Origin of the sequence: Mycobacterium neumannii, from assembly GCF_048452905.1 — a bacterium.
GTDB classification, from domain to species: Bacteria; Actinomycetota; Actinomycetes; order Mycobacteriales; family Mycobacteriaceae; genus Mycobacterium; species Mycobacterium neumannii_B.
In genome coordinates, this window is sequence record NZ_JBCGVF010000003.1 from 1,019,551 (window position 1) to 1,043,841 (window position 24,291).

Consider the following 24,291-nt stretch of genomic DNA (forward strand, 5'->3'; position numbering starts at 1 on the left):
CACCGAAGGGACCCGCATGACTGAGCTCAAGCCCAATTTCGGCCGCTACGGCGTATGGACGTTCGGCGTTCCGAAACCCGAACAGGCCGTGGAGATCGAGAAGCTCGGCTATGGCGCAGTGTGGATCGGCGGATCGCCTGCCGGCAACCTCGAGTACGTCGAGCCCATTCTCGAGCGCACCGAGAACCTTCAGGTCGCCACGGGGATCATCAACGTGTGGACGGCGCCCGCCGACGAGGTCGCCGACGCGTACCACCGCGTCGAGGATGCGTATCCGGGCCGGTTCCTGCTGGGCATCGGTATCGGTCATCCCGAGCACACCGAGGAGTACCGCACACCGTACGACGTACTCGTCGAGTACCTCGACGCGCTGGACGCCAAGAAGGTGCCGACGAGCCGGCGGGTGATCGCGGCGCTGGGACCCAAGGTGCTCAAGCTCGCAGCGCAGCGCAGTGCCGGGGCGCATCCGTACCTGACCACCCCGCAACACACCGGGGAAGCGCGAAACCTGCTGGGGCCCACGGTGTTCATCGCGCCCGAGCACAAGGTCGTGTTGGCCAGGGATGCCGAGGCATCCCGCGAGATCGGTAGGCAGACAGTCGATTTCTACCTCAACCTGTCGAACTACCTGAACAACTGGAAGCGTTTGGGCTTCACCGAGGACGACGTCGCCAAGCCCGGCAGCGACCGGCTGATCGACGCGCTCGTCGCCCACGGCACGCCCGACGCGATCGCCGCGCGGCTCAACGAGCACCTGGAATCCGGCGCCGATCATGTCGCGATCCAGGTGCTCGGCGGATGGGACGTGTTGATCCCCACGCTGACCGAATTGGCCGGGCCGCTCGGCTTGAAGGGCTGACAAACCCGCCTCCGGGCGCTCTTGCGTCGCGCGCCACCGCATTACTAGGATATCCAACTATCTAGTAGTGAGGGGCACGTTCATGACCACCCAGGTTCCGCATTTCATCGACGGTAAGCGCACCAATGGCCAGTCGGGCCGCACCGCCGACGTCTTCAACCCCAGCACGGGTGAGGTGCAAGCGCAGGTCGTGATGGCGTCGACCGCTGACGTCGACGTGGCGGTCACGGGTGCGGCCGAGGCGCAGAAGTCGTGGGCGGCATGGAACCCGCAGCGCCGGGCCCGCGTGCTGATGAAGTTCATCGAGCTGGTCAACCAGAACGCTGACGAGCTCGCCCAACTGCTGTCTCTCGAGCACGGCAAGACCCACGCCGACTCCCTCGGCGACATCCAGCGCGGCCTCGAGGTCATCGAGTTCAGCGTCGGCATCCCGCACCTGCTCAAGGGTGAGTTCACCGAGGGCGCGGGACCGGGTATCGACGTGTACTCGCTGCGCCAGCCGCTCGGCGTCGTCGCGGGCATCACCCCGTTCAACTTCCCGGCGATGATCCCGCTCTGGAAAGCCGGCCCCGCGTTGGCGTGCGGCAACGCATTCATCCTCAAGCCGTCCGAGCGGGACCCGTCGGTGCCGGTCCGGCTGGCCGAACTGTTCCTCGAGGCGGGGCTGCCCCCCGGCGTCTTCCAGGTCGTGCACGGTGACAAGGAAGCCGTCGATGCCATCCTCGAACACCCGGCGATCCAGGCCGTCGGCTTCGTCGGCAGCTCCGATATCGCGCAGTACATCTACGCGGGCGCGACGGCCAACGGTAAGCGCGCGCAGTGCTTCGGCGGCGCGAAGAACCACATGATCGTGATGCCCGATGCCGACCTCGACCAGGCCGTCGACGCGCTGATCGGCGCCGGCTACGGCAGTGCGGGCGAGCGCTGCATGGCGATCAGCGTGGCGGTTCCTGTTGGCGATGAGACCGCAGATCGCTTGCGCGCCCGGCTCGTCGAGCGGATCAACAACCTGCGGGTGGGCCACAGCCTGGACCCGAAGGCCGATTACGGGCCGCTGGTGACCGAGGCGGCGCTGCAGCGGGTGCGCGGCTACATCGACGCCGGCGTCGAGGCGGGCGCCGAGATCGTCGTCGACGGCCGCGAACGCGCCAGCGACGAACTGCAATTCGGCGACGACAGCCTGGAAAACGGCTGGTTCATCGGCCCCACCCTGTTCGACCACGTCACCACCGACATGTCGATCTACACCGACGAGATCTTCGGGCCGGTGCTGTGCATTGTGCGCGCGAAGGACTACGAGGAAGCGCTGGCGCTGCCCTCAGAGCACGAGTACGGCAACGGCGTGGCGATCTTCACCCGCGACGGCGATGCCGCCCGCGATTTCGTGTCACGCGTGCAGGTCGGCATGGTGGGCGTCAACGTACCGATCCCGGTTCCGGTGGCCTACCACACCTTCGGTGGTTGGAAGCGGTCCGGTTTCGGGGACCTCAATCAGCACGGTCCACATTCGATCCTGTTCTACACCAAGACGAAGACCGTCACGCAGCGGTGGCCGTCGGGCATCAAAGACGGCGCGGAGTTCGTCCTGCCGACCATGAAGTAGCACACGAGAACACAAGCAGCATGGACTATTTCGGGCTCGACGACGACGAGCGCGTGATCGCCGAGACGGCGGCCGCGTTCGCCGAGAAGCGGCTCGCGCCGTTCGCGTTGGAATGGGATAAGACCCACCACTTCCCCACCGCCGTGCTGCGCGAGGCCGCCGAGCTGGGAATGGCGGCGGTGTACTGCAACGAGGACGTCGGTGGCAGCGGTTTGCGCAGGCTCGACGGCGTGCGGATCTTCGAACAGCTCGCGACGGCGGATCCGACGGTGGCGGCGTTCCTGTCCATCCACAATATGTGCACGTGGATGGTCGACACCTATGGCACGCCCGAACAACGCAAGAGCTGGGTGCCGCGGCTGGCGTCGATGGAGTCGATCGCCAGCTACTGCCTGACCGAGCCCGGTGCGGGGTCCGATGCGAGTGCGTTGCGCACCAGGGCCGTTCGGGACGGTGACCACTACGTCCTCGACGGGGTCAAGCAGTTCATCTCCGGCGCTGGGTCCTCGGACGTGTACGTGGTGATGGCGCGCACCGGCGGGGAGGGCCCGCGGGGCATCTCGACCTTCCTCGTCGAAAAGGACGCTGCTGGACTGACTTTCGGGGCCGACGAAGAGAAGATGGGCTGGCACGCCCAGCCGACGGCGCAGGTGATCTTCGAAGGCGTCCGCGTACCCGCTGATGCGATGTTGGGCGGTGCTGACGGCGAGGGCACCGGCTTCGGGATCGCGATGAACGGGCTCAACGGCGGCCGGATCAACATCGCGGCGTGCTCACTCGGCGGTGCGCAGGCGGCCTACGACAAGGCCGCCGCCTATGTCCGAGACCGCGAAGCGTTCGGCGGCCCACTTCTCGACGAGCCCACCATCCGGTTCACCCTGGCCGAGATGGCCACCGCGCTCGAGACCTCGCGAAACCTGTTGTGGCGAGCGGCGACTGCGCTGGACGAGAACCACCCCGGCAAGGTCGAGCTGTGCGCGATGGCCAAGCTCTACGTCACCGATGCCTGCTACACGGTCGCCGACCAGGCGCTGCAGTTGCACGGCGGCTACGGCTACCTCAACGAGTACGGGTTGGAGAAGATCGTCCGGGACCTGCGGGTACACCGGATCCTCGAGGGAACCAACGAGATCATGCGGGTGGTCATCGGGCGGTCGCAGGCCGCCAAGGTGCGGGCGTCCGCGTAGGAAGGTCATCAATGACGACGATCGCGTTCTTGGGGCTGGGCAACATGGGCGGGCCGATGGCGGCGAACCTGGTTGCCGCCGGCCAGACCGTCCACGGGTTCGACCCCCAGCCCACGCTGAAATCGGCCGCGGCCGACAAGGGTGTGTCGGTTTTCGACAACGGCGCTGAGGCGGTCGGCGAGGCCGAGGTCGTGATCACCTCGCTGCCCAACGGCGACATCGTGAAAGCGTGCTATGCCGAAGTGCTCCCGGCGGCCAAGGACAACGCACTGTTCATCGACACCTCCACCATCTCCGTCGACGACGCGCGCAGCATCCATCAGCAGGCCCTCGAACGTGGCTTCGCGCAACTCGACGCCCCGGTGTCGGGCGGGGTGAAGGGTGCCACCGCGGGCACGCTGGCGTTCATGGTCGGCGGCGAGGACGAAGCGGTGGCACGCGCCCGGCCTGTGCTGGAGCCGTTGGCGGGCAAGATTATTCACTGCGGCGCCTCCGGTACCGGCCAGGCCGCCAAACTGTGCAACAACATGGTGCTCGCGGTGCAGCAGATCGCGATCGGCGAGGCATTCGTGCTCGCCGAGAAGCTGGGCCTGCCGGCGCAGTCGCTGTTCGACGTGATCACTGGGGCCACCGGCAACTGCTGGTCGGTGCACACCAATTGTCCTGTCCCGGGCCCGGTTCCGACGTCGCCAGCAAACAACGACTTCAAACCCGGTTTCGCGACCGCGTTGATGAACAAGGATCTCGGCCTGGCCATGGCCGCGGTCGAGTCGACGGGTTCGAATGCGCCGCTGGGCAGCCACGCCGCGGAGATCTACAGGAAGTTCGCCGCCGACCATGCAGACAAGGACTTCAGCGCGGTGATCGAGTCGCTGCGGGGCAACTGATCACCGTTCGGCCCAGACGCGCTCGCCGTACTTGTCCAGGTGGGCCACCTGTCCGACCGGCTTGCGCGTCGTCGGCCCGTACCGGCCACGCGGCCAGCCCAGGGGCACGACGCAGATGGGTGTCACGGTCAGCGGCAGGCGCAGGGTTCGCCGGGCCGATGTCACACTCCACAGCGGCAGGGTGATGAGCGACGCACCGAGCCCCATCGCCCGCGCAGCGAGCAACAGGTTTTGCACGCTGGGGTAGATCGACCCGAAGAACGAGGACTCGCCGACGAACGGCGACGGCATGTAGGGCAGCCGTGAACCGCCGCGCAGGCAAGGTACGACGAGGACGGGGATCTCACTGAAATGGTCGACCTGCCACTGCACGGCCCGCAAAATCTTCTGCATCGATTCGTCGCCGGCGGCCAGACGCCGGCCTATCCCGCCGTAGAGCGACCACGCCTGGCGATAACGCTTGCCGAGCTGATCCTTGACGGCCTGGTCCTTGACCACGATGAACTCCCAGTTCTGGCCGTTCGATCCGGTGGGGGCCCGCAGCGCCAACTCGATGCACTTCAGTACGACCGCGTCGTCGACGGGGTCGGGCAGGACGCGGCGCACAGCACGTTGGGTCATCATCGCCTCGACCAGCGGCATGTCGAGGCGGGCGAGCGCTTCTTCGGTGGCGGGGATGTCGGTCATGAGTCGACGCTACCGCCGGACGGCGCGCGGACACGCCCGGTTCGAGTTCGGTCAGCCGCTACGCAGCCGTCTGCTTACGGCTACGCGACCAGTTGGCGTGCAGTCGCTGGCAGTCGGCGAGGCGCAGCGGGTTGGCGCCACCGTAGTCGGGCCGCACCGCCACCGCGGCCGGGATGTCCGGGGTGCCCTCCCCCGTGATCACCAGCGTCGGCATCCCGGCGGCGTTGGCCGCCCGCAGCCCCGAGGCCGAACCGGTGACGGCGAACGCGTCGTCGGCGGACAGCCCGAGCTCCCACAACGCGTGCCGATGTGCCTCCGGATCGGGCATCGGCTTGACGACGTCCTCAGCGGAGACCACGACCTCGACAAGGCCCTCGCCGGCGAGTTGGCGCACCAGCGGCTCGGCCCAGCCGCGCTGACCGTTCACCACGACGGCCACCTGCACGCCGGCGCCGACGGCGTCCATCACGAAGTCGACCAGCCCGGCGCGCGGAGAGAGATCGCGCTCGAGGATCAACTCGTCGAACAGCATGGTCTTCGTGGTGTAGATCTCGTCTGCCAGCAGCTTGGTGAGCACGTCGGCCTCGGTGGCCACGCACCGCTTGCGAAGCTCGGCGGCGACCCTCTGTCGCTCGTCGCTGAGCGCGAGCAACTGTCGGTAACGCGGCACCGACCACTGGAAATCCAGGCCGTGCGTCGCGAAGGCCGCGTTGTAGGCGACCCGGTGGCCGTCACATTCGATGTCGGTCAGTGCGTCGAGGTCGAACACCAGACCGCGCACGGCACAGCCGGAATCAGGCCCGGCACCAGGAGGAGAACAGTCCCACCAGAATCGGCCCGCGCGCCACGTCGTCTCCTGCGTTGTCGGCATATGTAGAGCGTGGCTCCCATCACACGCGACGTCCTCCCCCAATCGGGGGATCGTCGGTGCCGCTTCGGCCCGCCGCACCCCGCCGACATGCTTCACCTGGGAAATGGCACCTCTAAGGTAGGTGCATGCCGAGCAGCCCACCGGTGCGTCTTGTGCTGGTCGATGACCACGAAATGGTCATCGAGGGCCTCAAGGCCATGCTCGCGGCGTTCGCCGACCGGGTGCAGGTCGTCGGGCAGGCCGTCGGCGCCGAACGCGCGGCCGCGGTCATCGACGATCTCGATCCCGACATCGTGCTGTGCGATGTGCGGATGCAGGGTGCGAGCGGCCTGGATCTGTGCGCCGAACTGCGCGAACGCAACGCCGACCGCAAGATCGTCATGCTGTCGGTCTACGACGACGAGCAGTACCTGTTCCAGGCCCTTCGCGTCGGGGCGTCGGGATATCTGCTCAAGAGCATCAGCAGCGACGAACTGGTGCGGCAGCTGGAGTTCGTCCACCGCGGCGAGACCGCGATCGACCCGGGCATGGCGGCCAGGGCCGTCGACACCGCGGCGCGGCTGCAGCGCGACGAGTTCTGGCCGGGCGCGCGCCAGGGGTTGACCCAGCGTGAGAGTGAGATCCTCTCGCTCGTCGTCAACGGGCTGTCCAACCGGGCGATCGCGGCCAAGCTGGTGATCGGCGACGAGACGGTCAAGACCCACCTCAGCTCGATCTACCGCAAGCTCGGTGTCAGCGACCGCACCGGCGCCGTCGCGACGGCCCTGCGCGAGGGAATCTTCACGTGACGACGGAATCGGGTCCGTCGGACGCGGTGCGGGAGCTGAGCCAGTACGCGCTGGCCGCCGACCGCGAGCTGGCACTGCTGCGCGAACTGATCCAGGCCGCGTCGAAGGGGCCGGGTGTCGAACCGCTGGCCGCCGCGGCCGCGCGGATGATCACCGCGGCCACCGCCAGCGACGTGTGCTTCGTGCACGTCCTCGACGACAGCGACCGGTCCCTCACGCTGGCCGGTGCCACACCGCCGTTCGACGCCGAGATCGGCAAGATCAGACTGCCTCTGGGGCAGGGCATCTCGGGTTGGGTCGCCAGCCACCGCGAGCCGGTGGTGATCACGCAGGACAAGGAGTCCGATCCGCGCTACATGCCGTTCCAGTCGCTGCGGGGCAGCGATTTCACGTCGATGGTGTCAGTGCCGATGGAGACCGACCCCGGCGGCCTGGTCGGCGTGCTGAACGTGCACACCGTAGAGCGCCGCGACTTCACCGAGCGCGATGTCGAGTTGCTCGTGGTGATCGGCAGGCTCATCGCAGGGGCCATGCACCAGGCCCGGCTGCACCGGCAGCTGGTGGCCCGTGAGCGCGCCCACGAGAACTTCGTCGAGCAGGTGATCGAGGCTCAGGAACTCGAACGGCGAAGGCTCGCAGGCGATATCCACGACGGCATTTCGCAGCGACTGGTCACCTTGTCCTACCGGCTGGACGCCGCGACCCGATCCGATGAACCCGCGATCGTCGCCGAACAGCTCGGCAAGGCACGCGAGTTGGTCGACCTGACGCTGCAGGAGGCCCGCGCGGCGATCAGCGGGTTGCGCCCGCCGGTTCTCGACGACCTCGGCCTGGCCGGCGGACTGGCCAGCCTCGCCCGATCGATACCGCAGATCGGCATCGAGGTGGATCTTGCCGAGCGCCGCCTCCCCGACCACATCGAGCTCGCGCTGTACCGCATCGCCCAGGAGTGCCTGCAGAATGTCGTCAAACACGCCAAGGCTACGTCGGCCCGGCTGACGTTCGCCGTCGACCCCGCCGATAGCGGTGACGTCGCACGTCTCGAAATCATCGATGACGGAGTGGGTTTCGATACTTTCGAACATCCGTTGGGGGGCGACGACATGGGCGGCTACGGCCTGCTGTCGATGGCCGAGCGCGCCGAGATCGTCGGCGGTCGGCTCAACATCCGGTCCCGCCCCGGGGCGGGGACGGCAGTGACGGCGACGATTCCGCTGCCGACCGTGCTGGAGTAGGCCCCATCACTCGAGGGTGCAGTCGTTCGCCAGGTGATCCTCGATGGCGGCGATCACGTCTTCGGACGCTTCGCGAAATGCGGCAAGGCGCTTCGGGCCGAGCACGTCGATGAACAGTTCCCGCACCCGTGCCGCGTTGGCCGGTGCGGACGCGTTGATCGCGGCGCGGCCGGTGTCGGTCAGCACGATGTCGGGATAGCGGCCCGTCGACTCCTCCCTGCGGATCAGGCCGCGCTTCTGCATCCGGCTCAGGTGGTGTGACAGCCGGGTCTTCTCCCAGTGGGTGGCCCTGCCGAGCTCGTACGCTCGCATCCGCCCCTTCGGCGCCTCCGACAGGTTGACCAAGATCTCGAAGTCGGAATCCGAGAGCCCGAACTCGCGCTGCAGGTGCATCACCAGGTGACGCTCGAGCCTGTGCCGCATCGTCACGAATGCGCGCCAGGCGCCCAGTTCTTCCTCGGTCAGCCGCCCTTTACCAGCCATGATGACGATCCTACCGGTTCGGGTTGACATATCAACTACAACTACTACCCTCGGTTGGGTTGATGTATCAACCCAGGAGGAGGAGATGGCCATGACACAGCATGTGATCACCGTTGTGGGAGCGACCGGCAAACAGGGCGGCGGACTGGCCCGAGCGATCCTCGCCGATCCCAGCGGGAAGTTCTCGGTTCGCGCAGTGACGCGCAACCGGCAGTCCACGCAGGCCATGCGGCTTGCCGCAGCGGGCGCAGAAGTCGTCGAAGCCGATCTGTACGACGTCGCAGGCACGCAGCGCGCATTCGACGGAGCCGAGGCGGCGTTCGTCGTCACGAACTACTGGGCGGACCGGACGGCGCAGGAGGAGGCCGCACGCAGCCGGGCGGAATCGGAACTGTACCAAGCCGAAACCGCTGCGCGCGCGGCGAAGTCAGCGGGCGTGACGCACGTCATCTGGTCGACGTTGGAGGACACCCGGGACCACTTCGGCGACGACGCACGGGTGCCGACCGTCGAGGGACGGTACAAGGTGCCGCACTTCGACGCCAAGGCTGAGGCGGACGGTTTCTTCACCGAACACGGCGTGCCCACGACGTTTCTCCGAACAGCCGGGTTCTACGAAGGGTTCCTCGCGGATCTGCAACCGGTGCGCGTCGAAAGCGGCGAACTGGTGCTGACGCTGCCGATGGCGGACCGGCCGATGGCGGCGATTGCGGTCGGCGACATCGGCCGCACCGCATTCGGCATCTTCAAGCGGGGTCCGGAGTTCATCGGCCAGACCGTGAGCATCGCCGGTGACCACTTGACCGGCGACGAGTTCGCCGCCGAACTCTCTAGGCTGCACGGGGAACCGGTGACTTATCGACCGCAATCTTGGGATGAGCTGCGCGCCATGGACTTCCCCGGCGCCGTCGAGATGGGCAACATGTTCCAGTTCTACGCCGAGGACTCCGAACGGTTCACCGCTGCGCGCGATCTGGCGTTCGTGCGGACGCTGAACCCCGATCTGCTGTCCTTCCACGACTGGGTGGCGCGGCAGAACGCGGCATGACCAGCACTGACCGAACCTAGAAGTCCCCGGAGTTGCGGCGCAGCGTCTGGATCGAATCGGCCAGGGCCCGCGACTCGGCGCTCGACATTCCGATGTCGGCGAAGACCTCGTTGTTCAACGTCACCGTGGCGTCCTCGACCGTCGAGCGGCCGAGGTCGGTGATCTGAACCAGCGTGGTGCGCCCGTCGGTCGGATGGGGAATCCGCTCGACCAGTCCGTCGGCCTCCAGCCGCCGGATCGCGTGCGTGACGCTGGTGACGTGCACCTGCAGTCGATCGGAGGCCTTGGTGATCGGCAGCGCGCCGTTGCGGGTGAACGCCAGCAGCCTCAGCAACTCGAACCGCGAGAAGCTCAGATCGTAGGGCCGAAGTGCGCTTTCGACACGCGCCAGCAGGATCTGGTGGGCCCGCATCACCGATGTCACGGCGACCATGCCGTCGGCGACATCGCCCCACCCGCAGCGCTCCCAGTTGGCCCGCGCGAGCGCGATCGGGTCATGGTCATCCTGCCGCGACGGTTGGGGGGCCACGCCTCTTCATACCGCATCGATCGGCGCGGTCAGCAGATTTCAGCGCATGGCTTGGGCGACCGCGGCCACCACAGCGCGGGTGGATCTGCGGTCTCCCACGGTGATGCGCACGCCACCGTCGGCGTACTGGCGGACACGCACTCCGTTCGTCTCGAAGATCTGCCCCCAGCCACGGCCACAGTTCGGCACGTAGACGAAGTTCGCGTTGCTCTCGGTGCTGTACACCCCCATGGACCGCAGCCGCATGCGCAGGTGTCGACGCTCGCTGGTGATCATCCGGATGCGTTGACACAGCTCGGCTTCCGCGTCGAACGACGCCGCAACCGCGACGAGTGCGGTGATCGCGATACCAAAAGGCAGTTGCATGCTCCACAGCCTGCGGGCCAGCTGTGGGGCGCAGAAGCCATACCCGATGCGGAGTCCGGCCAATCCGTAGGCTTTCGAAAACGTCCGCAGCACCACGACATTGGGGTATCGCGCGACCAATCCGACGGCGTCGATCCGGCACTCCGGCGCCAGGAACTCCGCGTAGGCCTCGTCGAGGAGGACCACGGTCTCCGGCGACAGGCGCCGGATGAACCGCTCGAGTTCGGCGGCGGGCTCGATGGTGCCGGTCGGGTTGTGCGGGCGGCACACCACCACGACCCTCGCATCCTCAGCGGCCGACGCCATCGCGTCGAGGTCGTGGTGACCGTGCGCGTCGAGCGCGACGGTGACCGATTCCAGCCGCGCCATCTGCGCGAAGATCGGATACCCGTCGAACGTCGGCGAGGCCATGACGATTCTGTCGCCGGGATCCGTCACCGCATGCAGCACCTGCATGATCACACCGGTCGCACCGGCCCCGACCACGACCTGCTCGTCGCACAGGCCCGTGTGTCCGGCGATCAGCGAGCGCAGCCGCTCGGGCAGGTACTCCGGATACCGGTTGGCCGCCTCGATCGAGGCGCTCAGCGCCGAACGCACGGACGGCAGTGGCGGGAAGGGATTCTCGTTGAGCGACAGCGCCATCGGGTCCAACGACGTGGGTAGCGCGCCGAGCGCCTCCGCTCCCCTGTGCATCGGTTCGGTCATCAGCTGCGGCCGCCCCACCGCACCGCAGCCGCCCCGGCGAAATCACCAGCGTGGGCGAACGCCGCCATCAACACGACCTCCCCCGGTTTGAGTCTTCCGCTGTCGATCGCACGATCGAGGTTGACCGGAATACCCGCGGCGAACAGGTTGCCGCACTCGTCGAAGGTGTCGACGTGACGCTCGGGCGGCAGTTCGAGCGCTTCTCGCCAGTTGCGCAGGAACACCCGGTTCGGCTGGTTGGTGACGAGCAGATTCAGATCGGGGGGCTTGACCCCGATGCGGTCGCATACCGCATACGACACCTCGGGAACCTGCCGGTTGCCTCGCGCCAGCACTTTGGTGATCTTGCTTTCGGTGAAACCGATGTAGCCCTCCCCCGGACCCGGCTGCCACCACTTGCGCGGCGGGTCGGACGCGATCGTCATATCGCCGGCGAACTCGCCGTAGGTACGACATTCGACGTCGAGGATCGGTGACTGCTCCGACACCGCCACCAGGCCGACGGCCGCACCGTCGCCCGGCACCGACGCCTGCGCCTTGCGCCGCACCTGCGGTTGGTCGAAGACCTGACCGGCGGCGTTCTGCGCGACGGCGACCAGCGCCGTGCGTCCCGCGCCGGACGACAGCAGTTGCCGCGCCACCTGGAGCCCGAATACGAACGCCGCACAGCCGCCGTTGTGCAGATCGAGCACCCACGTCGGTTTCATGCCGAGTCGGTGCGCCATGGCACCGCCGCCACCGTAGAACGGGACGTCGGGCATCTGGGTGTGGGTGATCAGTACGTCCGCCCCGGCGACGGCGTCCTGGCCGTGACGCTCGATCAGGCCGGCCGCCGCACGCTCGACCATGTCCACGGCCGTCTCGTCGGGTGCGACGTGGTGACGGAATCTGGGGGCACGGAACATCATGTTGTCCCGCAGATCGTCGGATTCGGCGAACTGCGCATAGTATTCGGCGCCGATCGGCTCACCCGGCAGGTACGTCGACACGTCCAGAAGGCTGACGGTCATACCGAACTCACCTCATCCAATCGGGCGTCACGGGAAGGCCGTTGTGGTGCCGGTACTCGGCGATCGCCTTGAGATTGCGCAACTCGAGCAGGTGGCCGGGACCGAACATGTCCCAGAAGTCGCCCACCCATACGGGCCGCTCGGGCGGGGCGGACTCCGGATACGGGTTGCGGTCGTAGAACGGGTGATGACAGTTGGTCCACAGCACCACCGAACCGGGTTTGTCGAACACGACCTGGGCACCGACGACGCGCATCAGGTAGATCATCCACAGGTGCCTGCCCTGATCCCACGCGCAGTGGTAATCCACCGTCATGGCCGCCTCGTTGGCTACCGTGCGGGTGAAGATCTGCGTCTGCGAGCCCAGCCGGTCGTACGCCACCCACAACCCTGGTTCCTCGGTGGGGGTGAAGCCGCGCAGGCTGTATGTCCATTCCTCCAGACACCTTGTGTCGGAGAGGTATTCGAACAACTCGTCGGGTGGACAGTCGACGTACTCGTTGACGGTGCAGTACTCGCCGTAGACGTAGTCGTGCGGATAGACCGACCGCATCATCTCCATGATGATCGGGGTGGCCTTCTCACGCGGTGACGTCTCGACGCGAATGAGGCCGTCGAGCGGCTCGCCGGTGCCGCGATGGGCGGTGATGTCGTCAAGGGCGGGCAGGGACATGGTTGCGGATCTCCTCTGCGGCAGGTGGTTTGACGTTGATTCGGTCGAGGAACGCCGCGAACGGCGGGATCTCGTCGGCACAACATTCGATGCTGAGAACGGCGGGGCCGTCGGCCTCGAGCGCGGCTGTGAGCGCGGCGGGCAGCGATGCGATGTCCTCGATGTCGGCGGTGGGCAGTCCCGGGAACATCGCGCCGAGGCCGGCCCCCAACCGACTCGGTCCGAACCGGTTGTAACTGTAGCGATCGCCGTAGAACAGCTGCTCGCGGGTGAGGCACATCGCATGCGCGTGGTTGTCGAACAGGAGGAACGTCACCGGCAGCCCGTACTCGCGCGCGGTGTGAATCTCCATGCCGTGCATGAGGAAACTGCCGTCGCCCGCTATCACCAGCGTCCGCCTGCCACGTCCGAGCGCCATTCCGATTCCCGCGCCGAAGCTGTATCCCATGCCCCCCATGCCGAGCGCGACGAGGAACCGGCCGTCGCGCCGCACCGGTAGGTGGTGAATCGCCGCCGCCCCGACGTTGCCCGCGTCGACCACGATGTCCACTCCGTCGGGCAGCGTTGCGTCGAGCGAGACCATCGCGTCGCGATACCGGACGCCGGTTCCGTGATGGGGCGGCGGATGCAACTCGTTCCGCGTCACCGTGTCGGGAACCCGCAGGCGCGCAGGCCGGCCCGCACCTGACAGCGCATCGGTGAGCGCCCCCAGCGAGGTGCGCAGATCGTCGGTGTGCGCGTGTGTGCACGCGAGATACGGTGGGGCGGAGCCGATCGAGAACACGGGAACCGAAGCCAGGGCATTCTCGAGGCCGGCCCGCGCCGTCAGCGTCATCCTGGTGCCCACCAGGAGGCACACCCCGCTGTCGGCCACGGCCGAGGCGATGGTCGGATGACCCATCACCCCGGTCACGCCCAGCGCCGACGACGATCCTATCCCCGGTGTGCCCGCGGCGTCCTTCGCGTCGGGAACGGTGGCCACCCGGGCGCGCAGCAACGCCCGCAGCGCCTCGAGTTCGGCACGCGCGTCGTCGCGGGCAACCTGTTCACCCGCGATGATCGTGACGGGACCCTCGGCTCTCCGAAGCGCACGTGCGACCGCATGCGGGGCAGCCGGTGTCACACCGGCGCGCCCACCGACCACCGCACCGCCGTTGACCGGCACCTCGGCTTGCTGGATGTCCTTGGGTAGCAACAGCACCGACGGCCCTCGCCGGGCCGCTGCGGCCTCGATCGCTGCGGGAAGTGCGGTCACGATGTCGGCGGGCATGAGTATCCGCCGGCAGTGCACCGACACCGCCGAGAACAGCGCGTGCGCATCGAGTGCCCCGTTGCGCCCGCTGGTGTCCTGGAACGCGCCTCGACCGTCGAGTGCGCTCGGCGGTTGTCCGATCAACGCCAGCACCGGCACTCGGCTGGCCAACGCTTCCCCCAGAGCGGGAACGGTGTTCAAGCAGCCGCCACCCGACGTCGCCGCCACCACACCGATTCCGCAGCCGCCGCGGCTGTATCCGTCGGCCATGGTGGCCGCGGAGAACTCGTGCTTGGCGAGTACGGCGTCGAAGTCGGAACGGAAATACGCCGCGTCGTAGAGATCTTCGATGTTGGCACCGTCGACACCGAAGATGAACCGCACGCCGATCGCCGCAAGGTACTCGACGATGTGGTCGACGACTCGGTGGCCCATCTCTCACCTGCTTTCGGACTTCAGCCAGTTACACGATGCGCGGGCAGGTGGAGTTCATCGGTTCAGAACATTCACAGCGAACGCTCGAGAAGCACTTCACCGGATTCGGGTGAAACCAGTTGCACGGCAGCGATTTCGTCCATCTGCATCGGCGTGGTGGCGCTCGGCAGTGCGGTCGCGCCCGACAGCCCCAGCCACGTCGCCACTTGGTTGCGGCTGCCGTCGTGCCCCACCACAACCATCCCCAGGTTCTGGGGCGGCGCATCGCGTTGGCCCCAGTCGCCGTAGGTGCATGCCATGTCGATTCGAGTGCCCCAGCCGTACCCCGTCATCGAGATGGTCGCGTTGATCGGCGTCTCGGAAACCTTGGCCATCTCCAGTTGCTGACCCGACGCCTGCGGCGGTGTGCCGGTCTGCAACCCGAACGTCTCCGGACGGACCGCGATCGCGATGCCGACCGCCAGCACCGCGGCGGCCAGACCGATGGCGGCCGAGGTCATCCACCGCGTCCGTCTGCGTCGCGCGCGCACCCTGTCCAACAGCCCGCTCAACAGTTCCGGCGGGGGTTCTGGGTGCGTGGGTGCGTGGCCGTCGAACTCGGCGGGTTCGACCGTGCTCAGCAGAGTGGAGATGTCGCGCAGTTCGGCGACCGCGGCCGCGCAGCGCTCACAGGTCGCAAGATGTGCCTCGTACTCGCGGCGGTCCTGTTCGGTCAGCGAGCCCAGGACGTAGGCGGCGTCCCACGTGGCGTACCGATCGTCGTCCGCCCGGCCGAGGACGGGTTCGAATGCCGTCACCGTGTCACCCCCATCTCCTCCAACTTGAGCTTGAGCGCTCGTACCCCGTAGTGCAGCCGTGACTTCACGGTGCCCTCGGCGATGTGGAGGTCGGCTGCGATCTGCGCCGTGGTCCAGCCCTGGTAGTACGCGCGGCTGATGACCGCGCGATGCTCATCGGACAGCGCACCGATGGCTTCGCCGAGCATCATTCGGTTCAACGCAGCCTCCACCTCGTCGGGCCCGGCCCGGTCCGCGGTCGTCTCCATGTCGGCGGTGCCGGATTCGCTGCGAAAGCGTGCACTGCGCGTCTCGTCGATGATGAGGTTGCGGGCGACGGTGAACAGCCATGCCCGCGCTGACCTCGAGGCGTCGGCCGTCACCTCGGGGTGTCGCCACGCCCGCAATAGCGTCTCTTGCACCACATCCTCCGCCCGGGCCGTATCGCCGGTCAGCCGGACCGCATAGCGCCAGATTGCTGCGGCATGCTCCGCATAGAGCACCCGCATGACGGTCGCTTCCGGATCGTCCAATATCAACCTCCGCTGTAGACACGAGGTTGGCGGTCATCCGGTTCAGTATCGGCGCTGCGCCCTCACAGCGGGACGGAGTTGCGCCGGGCGCCGGCTTGGGTGTCGGCGAACCGCTCATGCAGGGTGCGCAGCACCGCCGCGCACGCCGCACGCTCGGCCGGGTCGATGTGGTCCAGCACCCGGGCGAGTTCGCGGCGACGGCGAGCGGTCACCTGTCGTACCAGTCGGCGCCCCTGGGCGGTCAGTTCCAGGGTGACGACGCTGCGGTTGGACGGGTCCGAACCGCGCACCAGGTGACCCGACGCATGTAGCCGGTCGGCCAACCGCGTCACCGTGGACCCGACCACGCCGAGCGCCTTGGCGCATTCCGTCGACGTCGACCGGCCGCGCTGCTGCAACACGGCCAGCAACCGGAACTGCGGCAGCGAGACGTCGACCTCGTCGACACTGCGCAGCGCCAGACCCACCAGGTCCCGGGCCGCGGCCTCGAACGCCGTCAGCTCTTCTTTCGGCGTCTTGGTCACATCGGTATTCCGCGCGCGTGCATGCCGAAAGTATCGCACGCAGCCGGTCCCACTCAGCGCAGCCGAGCACCAGGTATTGCGTTTTGCAAGCCTTGCATAATGCAAGTGTTTGGGGCACACTGGATTTTTGACTGGTTCAAGTATTCGGAGGGCGGCATGTCCGTGACTCGCTGGCACGAGGAGCTGCGGGCCGCGGGGCTGCGTGTCACCAAGCCCCGTCTCGCGGTGCTCGCCGAGGTGCAGAAGCGTCCGCACGCCGACGTCGAAGAGATCGCCGCCGCAGCACGCCGGCGCATCGGATCGCTGTCGACACAAGCGGTTTACGACGTGCTCTACGCCCTCACCGGCGCGGGCTTGTTACGCCGCGTCGAGCCGGCCGGCTCACGCGCCCGCTTCGAACTGCAGACCGGCGACAACCATCACCACGTGGTCTGTCGATCGTGCGGCGCCATCGACGACGTCGAGTGCGCCACCGGGCGAGCCCCGTGCCTACATGCCGACGGAGCAACCGGCTACGCGATCGACGAGGCCGAAGTGACTTTCTGGGGCCTATGCCCCGACTGCAATGGCAGCACACAACCCACCTGAATGGAGATTCTGATGACCGCTTCGAAATCCGGCTCCACCACCGGCACCGGCGCACCGGCTTTCAGCGACCGCAACACTCTCAGCGCCGGCTCGAACGGACCACTCGTTCTGCACGACGTGCATTTCCTGGAGCAGATGGCCCACTTCAACCGTGAGCGTGTCCCCGAACGCAGCCCGCACGCCAAGGGCTCCGGCGCCTTCGGGGTGTTCACCGCCACCGAGGACGTCTCGCAGTTCACCAAGGCCGCACTGTTCCAGAAGGGCGCGAAAACCGATCTGCTGATTCGGTTTTCGACGGTGGCCGGTGAGCAGGGCAGCCCGGACACCTGGCGGGACGTGCGCGGATACTCGCTGAAGTTCTACACCTCAGAAGGCAACTACGACCTCGTCGGCAACAACACGCCGATCTTCTTCGTCCGCGACCCGATGAAGTTCCCCCATTTCATCCGCAGCCAGAAGCGGCTGCCCGACTCCGGCCTGCGGTCCTCGCAGATGCAGTGGGATTTCTGGAGTTTGAACCCCGAGTCCGCCCACCAGGTGACCTACCTGATGGGTGAGCGCGGCCTGCCACGGACCTGGCGCCACATGAACGGCTACGGCTCGCACACCTACATGTGGGTCAACGCCGCAGGCGAGAAGTTCTGGGTGAAGTACCACTTCCACACCGACCAGGGCATGGAGTTCCTCACCAACGACGAGGCCGCCGCCCTGGCCGGTGAGGACAGCGACTTCCACCGCCGGGACCTCTTCGATGCGATCAAGCGGGGAGAGCACCCAAGCTGGCGGCTCTCGGTGCAGGTGATGCCGTATGCCGAGGCGGCCGATTACCGGTTCAACCCGTTCGACCTGACCAAGGTGTGGCCGCACTCGGACTACCCGCTGATTCCGGTCGGCAGCTTCACGCTCAACCGCAACCCGGAGAACTTCTTCGCCCAGATCGAACAGGCGGCGTTCTCCCCGGGTAACACGGTGCCGGGTATCGGTCTGTCGCCGGACAAGATGCTCCTCGGCCGCGCGTTCGCCTACAACGACGCGCAGCGCAACCGGATCGGCACCAACTTCCACCAGCTGCCGGTGAACCAGCCGCGCGACGGGGTGCCGATGAACTCCTACATGTTCGACGGCCAGATGGCCTACCACCACTCCGGCGCGGCGCCGGTTTACGCGCCGAACAGCGGCGGACGTCCGTGGTCGGACACCACCGGCCCGGCCGAGGACGGCTGGGAGGCAGACGCCGAACTGGTGCGCTCGGCCTACGCGTTGCACGCCGAGGACGACGACTTCGGCCAGCCCGGCACGATGGTGCGCAAGGTGTGGAACGACGCGCAACGCACCGCGGCGGTCGAGACGATCGCGGGCAGCCTCGACGGGGTGGCCGGCGAGGTGCTCGACAGGTCGCTGGAGTACTGGCGCAACGTTGACGACGATCTGGGCGCCCGGATCGAGAAGGCGGTCCGCGGGGACGCCGCACCCGAACCCGTGCAGGGTATGGGCGAGGGCTAACCACCCCAAGTGAATTCGGGCGGGCGGCCTACTGAGTGAGGATCCGCGGCCCGTCCTCGGTGACGGCCACGGTGTGCTCCCAGTGGGCCGCCCGCGATCCGTCTGCGGTCACGACGGTCCACTCGTCCTCGAGGATCACGGTCTTGGTGGTGCCCAGCGTCAGCATCGGCTCGATGGCCAGCACCGAACCGACCGCCAGATAGGGTCCGCGCCCGGGCGCGCCCTCGTTGGGCAGGAACGGGTCCATGTGCATCTGCCGTCCGATGCCGTGGCCGCCGTAGCCGTCGACGATGCCGAACGTGCGACCGTACCGCTTCTCGGCGGCGCGCGCCGCGGTCTCGATGGCGTGTGAGACATCGGTGAGCCGGTTGCCGGGCACCATCGCGGACGCGCCGGCCTCCATGGCTTCCTTGGTGGCCTGCGACAACGCCTCGTCGACCGGGATCAGCGTCCCGACACCGAACGTGATGGCCGAGTCGCCGTGCCAGCCGTCGACGATCGCCCCGCAGTCGATGGACACCAGGTCCCCGGGCGCCAGGGTTTCTTCCGCAGACGGAATGCCGTGCACTACACGGTCATTGACCGAGGAGCAGATGCTCGCCGGATACCCGTGGTAGCCGAGGAAGGAGGGCACGCCTCCGCCGTCGCGGATCACCGACTCGGCGATCTCGTCGAGCGCCAATGTGGTCACGCCGGGGGCGGCGGCCTGACGGACCGCGGCCAGCGCCGACGCCACCAGGGCTCCCGCGACGGCCATCGCGTCGAGTTCATCGGGGGTGCGCTGCGGTACGACCTTGCGTCCGCGCAGGCCCATCAGGCCCATATCCGCTACTTACCGAGCGCCTGCAGCGCGCGCGCGAAAACCTCGTCGAGGGCGCCGACCGCGTCGACCTGCTGCAGGTTGTTGCTGCTGTAGTACTCGAGCAGCGGGTAGGTCTCGTCGCGATAGACCTGCATGCGGTTGCGGATCACGTCTTCGGTGTCGTCTTCGCGGCCGCGGGCCTTGAGACGCTTGAACAACTCGTCTTCGGAAACCTTGAACTCCAGCACCGCGTCGAGCTTGGTGTCGTGGCGCTTGAGCATGTCGTCCAGCGCCTTGGCCTGCTCCACGGAGCGGGGGTAGCCGTCGAGGATGAACCCGTCGGCCGCGTCCGCCTGTTCGATGCGGTCCTCGACCAGCTTGTTCGTCAGCTCCGATGGCACCAGGTCGCCGGCGTCGAGATAGCGCTTGGCGTCCAGACCCAACGGCGTGCCGTCGCCGATGTTCTTGCGGAAGAGGTCGCCGGTCGAGATCTGCGGGATACCGAGCTTCTCGGAGAGCTTCTGGGCCTGTGTTCCCTTGCCGGCGCCGGGCGGTCCGAGCAGAACGACTCTCACTTCAGGAACCCTTCGTAATTGCGCTGCATCAGCTGGCTCTCGATCTGTTTGACGGTATCCAATCCGACCCCGACGAGGATCAGTACGCCCACACCACCGAACGGCAGGTTCTGCACGGGCCCGCTGCTCCCAACGGAGAGGAACAGGTTCGGCAGCACGGCGATCAGACCCAGGTAGATCGAACCTGGAAGGGTGATCCGGCTCAGCACGTAACGCAGGTAGTCCGCCGTCGGCTTGCCAGGCCGGATGCCGGGAATGAAGCCGCCGAACTTCTTCATCTCGTCGGCCCGCTCATCGGGGTTGAACGTGATGGAGACGTAGAAGTAGGTGAAGAACACGATCAAAGCGAAGTAGACCCCGATGTAGGCCAAGCTGCTGGGGTCTGTCAGGTAGTTCGCGACGAACGTGTTCCACCAGTTGGTGCTGTTCGGGTTGGAGCTCCCGCTCTGGATGAGCTGGGTGATGAGCTGCGGGATGTAGATCAGCGACGAGGCGAAGATCACCGGGATGACGCCTGCCTGGTTCACCTTCAACGGCAGGTACGTCGACGTGCCGCCGTACATCTTGCGGCCGACCATCCGCTTGGCGTACTGCACAGGGATTCGGCGCTGGCCCTGCTCGACGAACACCACGCCGACGATGATCGCCAGCGCACCCGCGCAGACCAGCGCGAACACCAGGCCGCCGCGACTCTCGAGGATGGTCTGGCCCTCACCCGGGATCGCCGAGGCGATGCTCGCGAAGATGATCAGCGACATGCCGTTGCCGATGCCGCGCTCGGTGACCAGCTCGCCCATCCACATCACCAGCGCCGCGCCCGCGGTCATCACCAGCACCATCACCACGAGCGTGAAGATGTTCAAACCCTCGCTCTGGCCCTGGATGATGTCCAGCGAGCAGCCCTGGAGCAGGCCGCCGTTGGCCGCCAGCGCCACGATGCTGGTGCTCTGCAGGATGGCCAGCGCAATGGCCAGATAGCGCGTGTACTGCGTCATCTTGGCCTGACCGGACTGGCCTTCTTTACGCAGCTGCTCGAACCGCGGGATCACCACGGTCAACAGCTGCACGATGATGCTCGCGGTGATGTACGGCATCACACCGACGGCGAACACCGACAACTGCAGCAACGCGCCGCCGGAGAACAGGTTGATCAGCGAGTAGATCTGGCCGGACTCACCGCCGGTGACCTCCGCGATGCACTCCTGCACGTTCGGGTAGTTCACCCCCGGAGACGGGATCGCTGCCCCGACTCGGTAAAGGATCACGATGCCGAGGGTGAACAGGATCTTTCGCCTCAGGTCGACCGTCCTGAGTGAAGAGATGAAAGCCGAAAGCACTCTTCCTCCTGCGCAGCCGGCCTGTTGATCGCGGCGTGCGGATGGGGCTGGATTCGACCAGCGTCTTGGTTAAGTCGTGTGCGGACCCCCGTCAAGCGCGCAGCCTGCAGAGTTACCCGTCAAACAGTCTACGAGAGTAACAGTTGGGGCCCCGTTGGCCCGCATCCCGCTGATCGTCCCGCCTCACAGCGACTTCTCAGGCCGGGAACATACCGTGGAACCGATCTCGTTATATCCACTAATCAATAGCGTCAGGAGTTGAGATGGCACGTACGGGTCCACGTTTTGAGGGAGACACCTGGGACCTCGCCAGCAGCGTCGGTGCGACCGCGACGATGGTCGCGGCGGCGCGGGCGATCGCGAGCACGGGTGACGACGCGCTGATTTCCGATCCGTACGCCGAACCGTTGGTGCGTGCGGTGGGTGTGGACTTCTTCACCCGCCTGGCCAGCGGTGAGCTCAAACTCGAGGACCTCGACGGTGACACCTCCGATGGGGCCACGGTCGGAATGGCCCGGATGACCGACAACATGGCGGTGCGGACGAAGTTCTTCGACGAGTTCTTCGCAGACGCCGCCCGAAGTGGTGTCCGGCAAGCGGTGATCCTGGCCTCCGGGCTCGACGCCCGCGCCTACCGGTTGGCATGGCCGGCCGGGACGACGGTCTTCGAGGTCGACCAGCCCGACGTCATCGCGTTCAAGAGCCAGGCCATGGCCGAGCTCGGCGCCGAGCCCACCGCACAGCGCAGGGCGGTGGCGATCGACCTGCGCTTCGACTGGCCCGCGGCGTTGAAGGCCGCGGGTTTCGACCCGGCCATGCCGACCGCATGGAGCGCCGAGGGCCTGCTCGGATACCTGCCGCCGGAGGCACAGGACAAGCTGCTCGACACGATCACCGAGTTGAGCGCCCCAGGCAGCCGGGTCGCGGTCGAGAGCGGCCCCTCCAGCAGCGACCCCGCCGATCGGGAGAAGGTGCTGGCCCGGATGCAGGAATCGGCGGAACGGTGGCGCGAACACGGCTTCGAACTCGACTTCTCCGAACTCGTCTACATCGGCGAGCGCAACGAGGCCGGGGTCTACCTCGAGGAGCGGGGCTGGCGCCTGACCCGCCGCACGGTCGGCGAGCTGCTGGCCGAGAACGGTCTGCCGCCGCTGCCCGAGGACGACGACGTCGCCAGGTTCGGTGAGATGCAGTACATCAGCGGCATACTCGAAAAATGAGCCGAACGGATTCGGACAGCTGGGACCCCGCGTCGAGCGTCGGGACCACGGCCACGATGGTCGCGGCCGCCCGCGCGATCGCCAGCCGCGAAGATGACCCGCTCTTCGACGATCCGTACGCCGCGCCGCTGGTGCGCGCGGTCGGCATCGACTTCTTCACGGGCCTGGTCGACGGGGGCATCGAAGGCAACGACATCGACGGTGCCGGTGCCGACTTCATGGCCAGGATGATCGCCGTGCGCACACGGTTCTTCGACGACTTCTTCCTCACCTCCACCGGAGATGGCAACCGGCAGGCGGTGATCCTGGCGTCGGGTCTGGACTCGCGGTCCTACCGGCTGCCGTGGCCCGACGGGACCGTCGTCTACGAGATCGACCAGCCGCAAGTGATCGAGTTCAAGACCGCCACGATGTCCTCGCTGGGGGCCGCCCCTTCTGCCCAGCTGCGCACTGTCGGTATCGACCTGCGCGATGATTGGCCGAAAGCGTTGCGCGACAGTGGTTTCGACCCGGCACAACCGACAGCGTGGAGCGCGGAAGGATTGCTCGTCTACCTGCCGCCCGAAGCGCAGGACAAGCTGTTCGACGACATCGGCACGCTGAGCGCGCCGGGCAGCAGGCTCGCCACCGAATATCATCCCGACGCCGCTGCGACAATCGGTGAACGCAGTAAAGCGATCAGCAAGCAGTGGGGTGAGAACGGCGTCCACCTCGACATCTCGCACCTCTTCTACGACGGCGAGCGCAGCCACGTCGTCGATTATCTGACCGAGCACGGGTGGCAGGTGTTCACCAAAAGCCGTCCCGAGGTGTTCGCCGAATACGGCCGAGAATTTCCCGCCACGGAACTGCTTGCCCCGATGCGTGATTCGCTCGCGATCATCGCAACCCGCAACTGAGGAGCACGAATGGCCCGCACCGACAACGACACCTGGGATCTGGCATCCAGCGTCGGCTCGACCGCCACCATGGTCGCCGCACAACGGGTACTGAGCCACCGCGAGGGCCTGATCGACGACCCGTACGCCGAGCCTCTGGTGCGCGCGGTCGGGCTCGATTTCTTCATCCGGGCGCTCGACGGCGAGATATCGCTGGACGACATCGACCCTCGCTTCAACACACGCCGCGCCGCCGAGGGAATGGCTGTGCGCACCCGCCATTTCGACCGGCTGTTCGCCGACGCCGCAGCCGGTGATGTCCGTCAGGCGGTGATATTGGCCGCCGGGCTCGACGCCCGCGCCTATCGCCTGCCGTGGCCGACTGGCACCACCGTGTTCGAACTCGACCAGCCGGAGGTGATCGCGTTCAAGAGCGACACCCTTTCGGCGTTGGGGGCCGAACCGGCCGCGAACCGGCGCGTGGTGGCGATCGACCTGCGCGATGACTGGCCGAAAGCGCTGCTGGACAACGGCTTCGACCCGACCCAACCGACGGCCTGGATCGCCGAGGGACTGCTGATCTACCTGCCACCCGAAGCGCAGGACCTGCTGTTCGACCGGATCGATGAACTGAGCGCACCGGGTAGCCGGGTGGCCACCGAGCACATCCCCGACGTCAGCATGTTCTCCGACGAGCGGGCCCGGGAGATCGCCGAGAAATTCCAGGCGTACGGGCAGAACATCGAGATGGGTGAGCTGATCTATCACGGTGAGCGCAACGACGTCGTCGACTATCTGACCGCCCGCGGATGGGACGTCACAACGCAGAGCATGCCGGATGCGTACGCCGCCAACGGGTTCACGTTCGACGAGGACAGCACGATCGGCTTCTTCAGAGATCTGAGCTACCTGTCGGCGATCAAGCGCTGACCCG

26 protein-coding genes are annotated in these 24,291 nt (G+C 67.0%); 12 read left to right on the forward strand and 14 right to left on the reverse strand.

Features of this window, described 5'->3' with window-relative positions:
* Nucleotides 1–16: 16 nt before the first annotated feature.
* From AAHH99_RS11225 to mmsB, 4 genes are all read left to right on the forward strand, one after another.
* Entirely contained in the window at nt 17–859 is an 843-nt protein-coding gene (locus AAHH99_RS11225; RefSeq protein WP_418768687.1) for an LLM class F420-dependent oxidoreductase, read from the forward strand.
* A gap of 82 nt (nt 860–941) precedes the next feature.
* On the forward strand, nt 942–2,462 hold the full coding sequence (locus AAHH99_RS11230) for a CoA-acylating methylmalonate-semialdehyde dehydrogenase (RefSeq protein WP_418769597.1): 1,521 nt from the start codon (nt 942–944) through the stop codon (nt 2,460–2,462).
* Between the two features lie 20 nt (nt 2,463–2,482).
* The gene (locus AAHH99_RS11235; RefSeq protein WP_418768688.1) at nt 2,483–3,649 is read left to right on the forward strand and encodes an acyl-CoA dehydrogenase family protein; all 1,167 of its coding nucleotides are present in this window, start codon (nt 2,483–2,485) and stop codon (nt 3,647–3,649) included.
* Nucleotides 3,650–3,660: 11 nt separating this feature from the next.
* Nucleotides 3,661–4,536, forward strand: a complete 876-nt coding sequence (gene mmsB, locus AAHH99_RS11240; RefSeq protein ID WP_418768689.1) for a 3-hydroxyisobutyrate dehydrogenase — start codon at nt 3,661–3,663, stop codon at nt 4,534–4,536.
* Here the strand turns inward: mmsB and AAHH99_RS11245 are convergent, their stop codons facing one another.
* Together AAHH99_RS11245 and AAHH99_RS11250 are read right to left on the reverse strand one after the other, a co-directional pair.
* A complete protein-coding gene (locus tag AAHH99_RS11245) occupies nt 4,537–5,223 on the reverse strand; it encodes a nitroreductase family protein (protein ID WP_418768690.1) in 687 nt (228 codons plus the stop codon). It lies immediately after the preceding gene.
* Nucleotides 5,224–5,281: 58 nt separating this feature from the next.
* Nucleotides 5,282–6,094: an HAD hydrolase-like protein gene (locus AAHH99_RS11250; protein WP_418768691.1), complete on the reverse strand. Its 813-nt coding sequence runs from the start codon at nt 6,092–6,094 to the stop codon at nt 5,282–5,284.
* A gap of 125 nt (nt 6,095–6,219) precedes the next feature.
* Here AAHH99_RS11250 and AAHH99_RS11255 point away from each other — a divergent pair, with 125 nt between their 5' ends.
* Both AAHH99_RS11255 and AAHH99_RS11260 read left to right on the forward strand, forming a co-directional pair.
* The gene (locus tag AAHH99_RS11255) at nt 6,220–6,882 is read left to right on the forward strand and encodes a response regulator (protein ID WP_418768692.1); all 663 of its coding nucleotides are present in this window, start codon (nt 6,220–6,222) and stop codon (nt 6,880–6,882) included.
* Nucleotides 6,879–8,117 carry a GAF domain-containing protein gene (locus AAHH99_RS11260; protein WP_418768693.1) on the forward strand — a complete coding sequence of 413 codons (1,239 nt, stop codon included), beginning with the start codon at nt 6,879–6,881 and terminating at the stop codon, nt 8,115–8,117. Before AAHH99_RS11255 ends, AAHH99_RS11260 begins: the two co-directional genes overlap by 4 nt.
* Before the next feature lie 6 nt (nt 8,118–8,123).
* Here the strand turns inward: AAHH99_RS11260 and AAHH99_RS11265 are convergent, their stop codons facing one another.
* Entirely contained in the window at nt 8,124–8,600 is a 477-nt protein-coding gene (locus AAHH99_RS11265) for a MarR family winged helix-turn-helix transcriptional regulator (protein ID WP_418768694.1), read from the reverse strand.
* A 91-nt stretch (nt 8,601–8,691) separates the two neighbouring features.
* On the opposite strand from AAHH99_RS11265, the gene AAHH99_RS11270 reads away from it, so the two are divergent.
* Nucleotides 8,692–9,648 carry an NmrA/HSCARG family protein gene (locus tag AAHH99_RS11270; RefSeq protein ID WP_418768695.1) on the forward strand — a complete coding sequence of 319 codons (957 nt, stop codon included), beginning with the start codon at nt 8,692–8,694 and terminating at the stop codon, nt 9,646–9,648.
* Nucleotides 9,649–9,664: 16 nt separating this feature from the next.
* On the opposite strand, the gene AAHH99_RS11275 is transcribed toward AAHH99_RS11270, so the two are convergent.
* From AAHH99_RS11275 to AAHH99_RS11310, 8 genes are all read right to left on the reverse strand, one after another.
* A complete protein-coding gene (locus AAHH99_RS11275; protein WP_418768696.1) occupies nt 9,665–10,177 on the reverse strand; it encodes a MarR family winged helix-turn-helix transcriptional regulator in 513 nt (170 codons plus the stop codon).
* Between the two features lie 39 nt (nt 10,178–10,216).
* Complete coding sequence (locus AAHH99_RS11280; protein ID WP_418768697.1) at nt 10,217–11,251, reverse strand: pyridoxal phosphate-dependent aminotransferase; 1,035 nt, start codon at nt 11,249–11,251, stop codon at nt 10,217–10,219.
* Nucleotides 11,251–12,261 carry a 3-oxoacyl-ACP synthase III family protein gene (locus tag AAHH99_RS11285; protein ID WP_418768698.1) on the reverse strand — a complete coding sequence of 337 codons (1,011 nt, stop codon included), beginning with the start codon at nt 12,259–12,261 and terminating at the stop codon, nt 11,251–11,253. The genes AAHH99_RS11280 and AAHH99_RS11285 overlap by 1 nt, the downstream gene beginning before the upstream one ends.
* A gap of 7 nt (nt 12,262–12,268) precedes the next feature.
* Entirely contained in the window at nt 12,269–12,934 is a 666-nt protein-coding gene (locus tag AAHH99_RS11290) for an SRPBCC family protein (RefSeq protein WP_418768699.1), read from the reverse strand.
* Complete coding sequence (locus AAHH99_RS11295) at nt 12,915–14,621, reverse strand: thiamine pyrophosphate-binding protein (protein ID WP_418768700.1); 1,707 nt, start codon at nt 14,619–14,621, stop codon at nt 12,915–12,917. Before AAHH99_RS11295 ends, AAHH99_RS11290 begins: the two co-directional genes overlap by 20 nt.
* 71 nt (nt 14,622–14,692) lie before the next feature.
* Entirely contained in the window at nt 14,693–15,418 is a 726-nt protein-coding gene (locus AAHH99_RS11300; RefSeq protein WP_418768701.1) for an anti-sigma factor family protein, read from the reverse strand.
* Complete coding sequence (locus AAHH99_RS11305; RefSeq protein ID WP_418768702.1) at nt 15,415–15,930, reverse strand: sigma-70 family RNA polymerase sigma factor; 516 nt, start codon at nt 15,928–15,930, stop codon at nt 15,415–15,417. The genes AAHH99_RS11300 and AAHH99_RS11305 overlap by 4 nt, the downstream gene beginning before the upstream one ends.
* Nucleotides 15,931–15,992: 62 nt before the next feature.
* Complete coding sequence (locus AAHH99_RS11310; RefSeq protein ID WP_418768703.1) at nt 15,993–16,454, reverse strand: MarR family winged helix-turn-helix transcriptional regulator; 462 nt, start codon at nt 16,452–16,454, stop codon at nt 15,993–15,995.
* A 156-nt stretch (nt 16,455–16,610) separates the two neighbouring features.
* Here AAHH99_RS11310 and AAHH99_RS11315 point away from each other — a divergent pair, with 156 nt between their 5' ends.
* Together AAHH99_RS11315 and AAHH99_RS11320 are read left to right on the forward strand one after the other, a co-directional pair.
* On the forward strand, nt 16,611–17,042 hold the full coding sequence (locus AAHH99_RS11315) for a Fur family transcriptional regulator (RefSeq protein ID WP_418768704.1): 432 nt from the start codon (nt 16,611–16,613) through the stop codon (nt 17,040–17,042).
* A gap of 12 nt (nt 17,043–17,054) precedes the next feature.
* A complete protein-coding gene (locus tag AAHH99_RS11320; RefSeq protein ID WP_418768705.1) occupies nt 17,055–18,545 on the forward strand; it encodes a catalase in 1,491 nt (496 codons plus the stop codon).
* A 28-nt stretch (nt 18,546–18,573) separates the two neighbouring features.
* Here the strand turns inward: AAHH99_RS11320 and map are convergent, their stop codons facing one another.
* From map to secY, 3 genes are read right to left on the reverse strand one after another with little or no spacing between them, the layout of a single operon-like run.
* Nucleotides 18,574–19,368: a type I methionyl aminopeptidase gene (gene map / locus AAHH99_RS11325; RefSeq protein ID WP_418768706.1), complete on the reverse strand. Its 795-nt coding sequence runs from the start codon at nt 19,366–19,368 to the stop codon at nt 18,574–18,576.
* Between the two features lie 5 nt (nt 19,369–19,373).
* Complete coding sequence (locus AAHH99_RS11330) at nt 19,374–19,922, reverse strand: adenylate kinase (RefSeq protein WP_418768707.1); 549 nt, start codon at nt 19,920–19,922, stop codon at nt 19,374–19,376.
* On the reverse strand, nt 19,919–21,259 hold the full coding sequence (gene secY / locus AAHH99_RS11335; protein WP_064400094.1) for a preprotein translocase subunit SecY: 1,341 nt from the start codon (nt 21,257–21,259) through the stop codon (nt 19,919–19,921). Before secY ends, AAHH99_RS11330 begins: the two co-directional genes overlap by 4 nt.
* A gap of 263 nt (nt 21,260–21,522) precedes the next feature.
* On the opposite strand from secY, the gene AAHH99_RS11340 reads away from it, so the two are divergent.
* From AAHH99_RS11340 to AAHH99_RS11350, 3 genes are read left to right on the forward strand one after another with little or no spacing between them, the layout of a single operon-like run.
* Nucleotides 21,523–22,479 carry a class I SAM-dependent methyltransferase gene (locus AAHH99_RS11340; RefSeq protein WP_418768708.1) on the forward strand — a complete coding sequence of 319 codons (957 nt, stop codon included), beginning with the start codon at nt 21,523–21,525 and terminating at the stop codon, nt 22,477–22,479.
* Complete coding sequence (locus AAHH99_RS11345; protein WP_418768709.1) at nt 22,476–23,378, forward strand: class I SAM-dependent methyltransferase; 903 nt, start codon at nt 22,476–22,478, stop codon at nt 23,376–23,378. The genes AAHH99_RS11340 and AAHH99_RS11345 overlap by 4 nt, the downstream gene beginning before the upstream one ends.
* Nucleotides 23,379–23,387: 9 nt before the next feature.
* Nucleotides 23,388–24,287 carry a class I SAM-dependent methyltransferase gene (locus tag AAHH99_RS11350; protein WP_418768710.1) on the forward strand — a complete coding sequence of 300 codons (900 nt, stop codon included), beginning with the start codon at nt 23,388–23,390 and terminating at the stop codon, nt 24,285–24,287.
* The last annotated feature ends 4 nt before the right edge of the window (nt 24,288–24,291 follow it).

Coding starts and splice junctions, on each gene's coding strand:
- AAHH99_RS11340 (WP_418768708.1), top strand. CDS start 21,523: ATGGCACGTACGGGTCCACGTTTTGAGGGAGACACCTGGGACCTCGCC.
- map (WP_418768706.1), bottom strand. CDS start 19,368: ATGGGCCTGATGGGCCTGCGCGGACGCAAGGTCGTACCGCAGCGCACC.
- AAHH99_RS11315 (WP_418768704.1), top strand. CDS start 16,611: ATGTCCGTGACTCGCTGGCACGAGGAGCTGCGGGCCGCGGGGCTGCGT.
- AAHH99_RS11350 (WP_418768710.1), top strand. CDS start 23,388: ATGGCCCGCACCGACAACGACACCTGGGATCTGGCATCCAGCGTCGGC.
- AAHH99_RS11230 (WP_418769597.1), top strand. CDS start 942: ATGACCACCCAGGTTCCGCATTTCATCGACGGTAAGCGCACCAATGGC.
- AAHH99_RS11265 (WP_418768694.1), bottom strand. CDS start 8,600: ATGGCTGGTAAAGGGCGGCTGACCGAGGAAGAACTGGGCGCCTGGCGC.
- AAHH99_RS11320 (WP_418768705.1), top strand. CDS start 17,055: ATGACCGCTTCGAAATCCGGCTCCACCACCGGCACCGGCGCACCGGCT.
- AAHH99_RS11250 (WP_418768691.1), bottom strand. CDS start 6,094: ATGCCGACAACGCAGGAGACGACGTGGCGCGCGGGCCGATTCTGGTGG.
- AAHH99_RS11280 (WP_418768697.1), bottom strand. CDS start 11,251: ATGACCGAACCGATGCACAGGGGAGCGGAGGCGCTCGGCGCGCTACCC.
- AAHH99_RS11295 (WP_418768700.1), bottom strand. CDS start 14,621: ATGGGCCACCGAGTCGTCGACCACATCGTCGAGTACCTTGCGGCGATC.
- AAHH99_RS11225 (WP_418768687.1), top strand. CDS start 17: ATGACTGAGCTCAAGCCCAATTTCGGCCGCTACGGCGTATGGACGTTC.
- AAHH99_RS11235 (WP_418768688.1), top strand. CDS start 2,483: ATGGACTATTTCGGGCTCGACGACGACGAGCGCGTGATCGCCGAGACG.
- AAHH99_RS11255 (WP_418768692.1), top strand. CDS start 6,220: ATGCCGAGCAGCCCACCGGTGCGTCTTGTGCTGGTCGATGACCACGAA.
- AAHH99_RS11270 (WP_418768695.1), top strand. CDS start 8,692: ATGACACAGCATGTGATCACCGTTGTGGGAGCGACCGGCAAACAGGGC.
- AAHH99_RS11290 (WP_418768699.1), bottom strand. CDS start 12,934: ATGTCCCTGCCCGCCCTTGACGACATCACCGCCCATCGCGGCACCGGC.
- AAHH99_RS11345 (WP_418768709.1), top strand. CDS start 22,476: ATGAGCCGAACGGATTCGGACAGCTGGGACCCCGCGTCGAGCGTCGGG.
- mmsB (WP_418768689.1), top strand. CDS start 3,661: ATGACGACGATCGCGTTCTTGGGGCTGGGCAACATGGGCGGGCCGATG.
- AAHH99_RS11245 (WP_418768690.1), bottom strand. CDS start 5,223: ATGACCGACATCCCCGCCACCGAAGAAGCGCTCGCCCGCCTCGACATG.
- AAHH99_RS11285 (WP_418768698.1), bottom strand. CDS start 12,261: ATGACCGTCAGCCTTCTGGACGTGTCGACGTACCTGCCGGGTGAGCCG.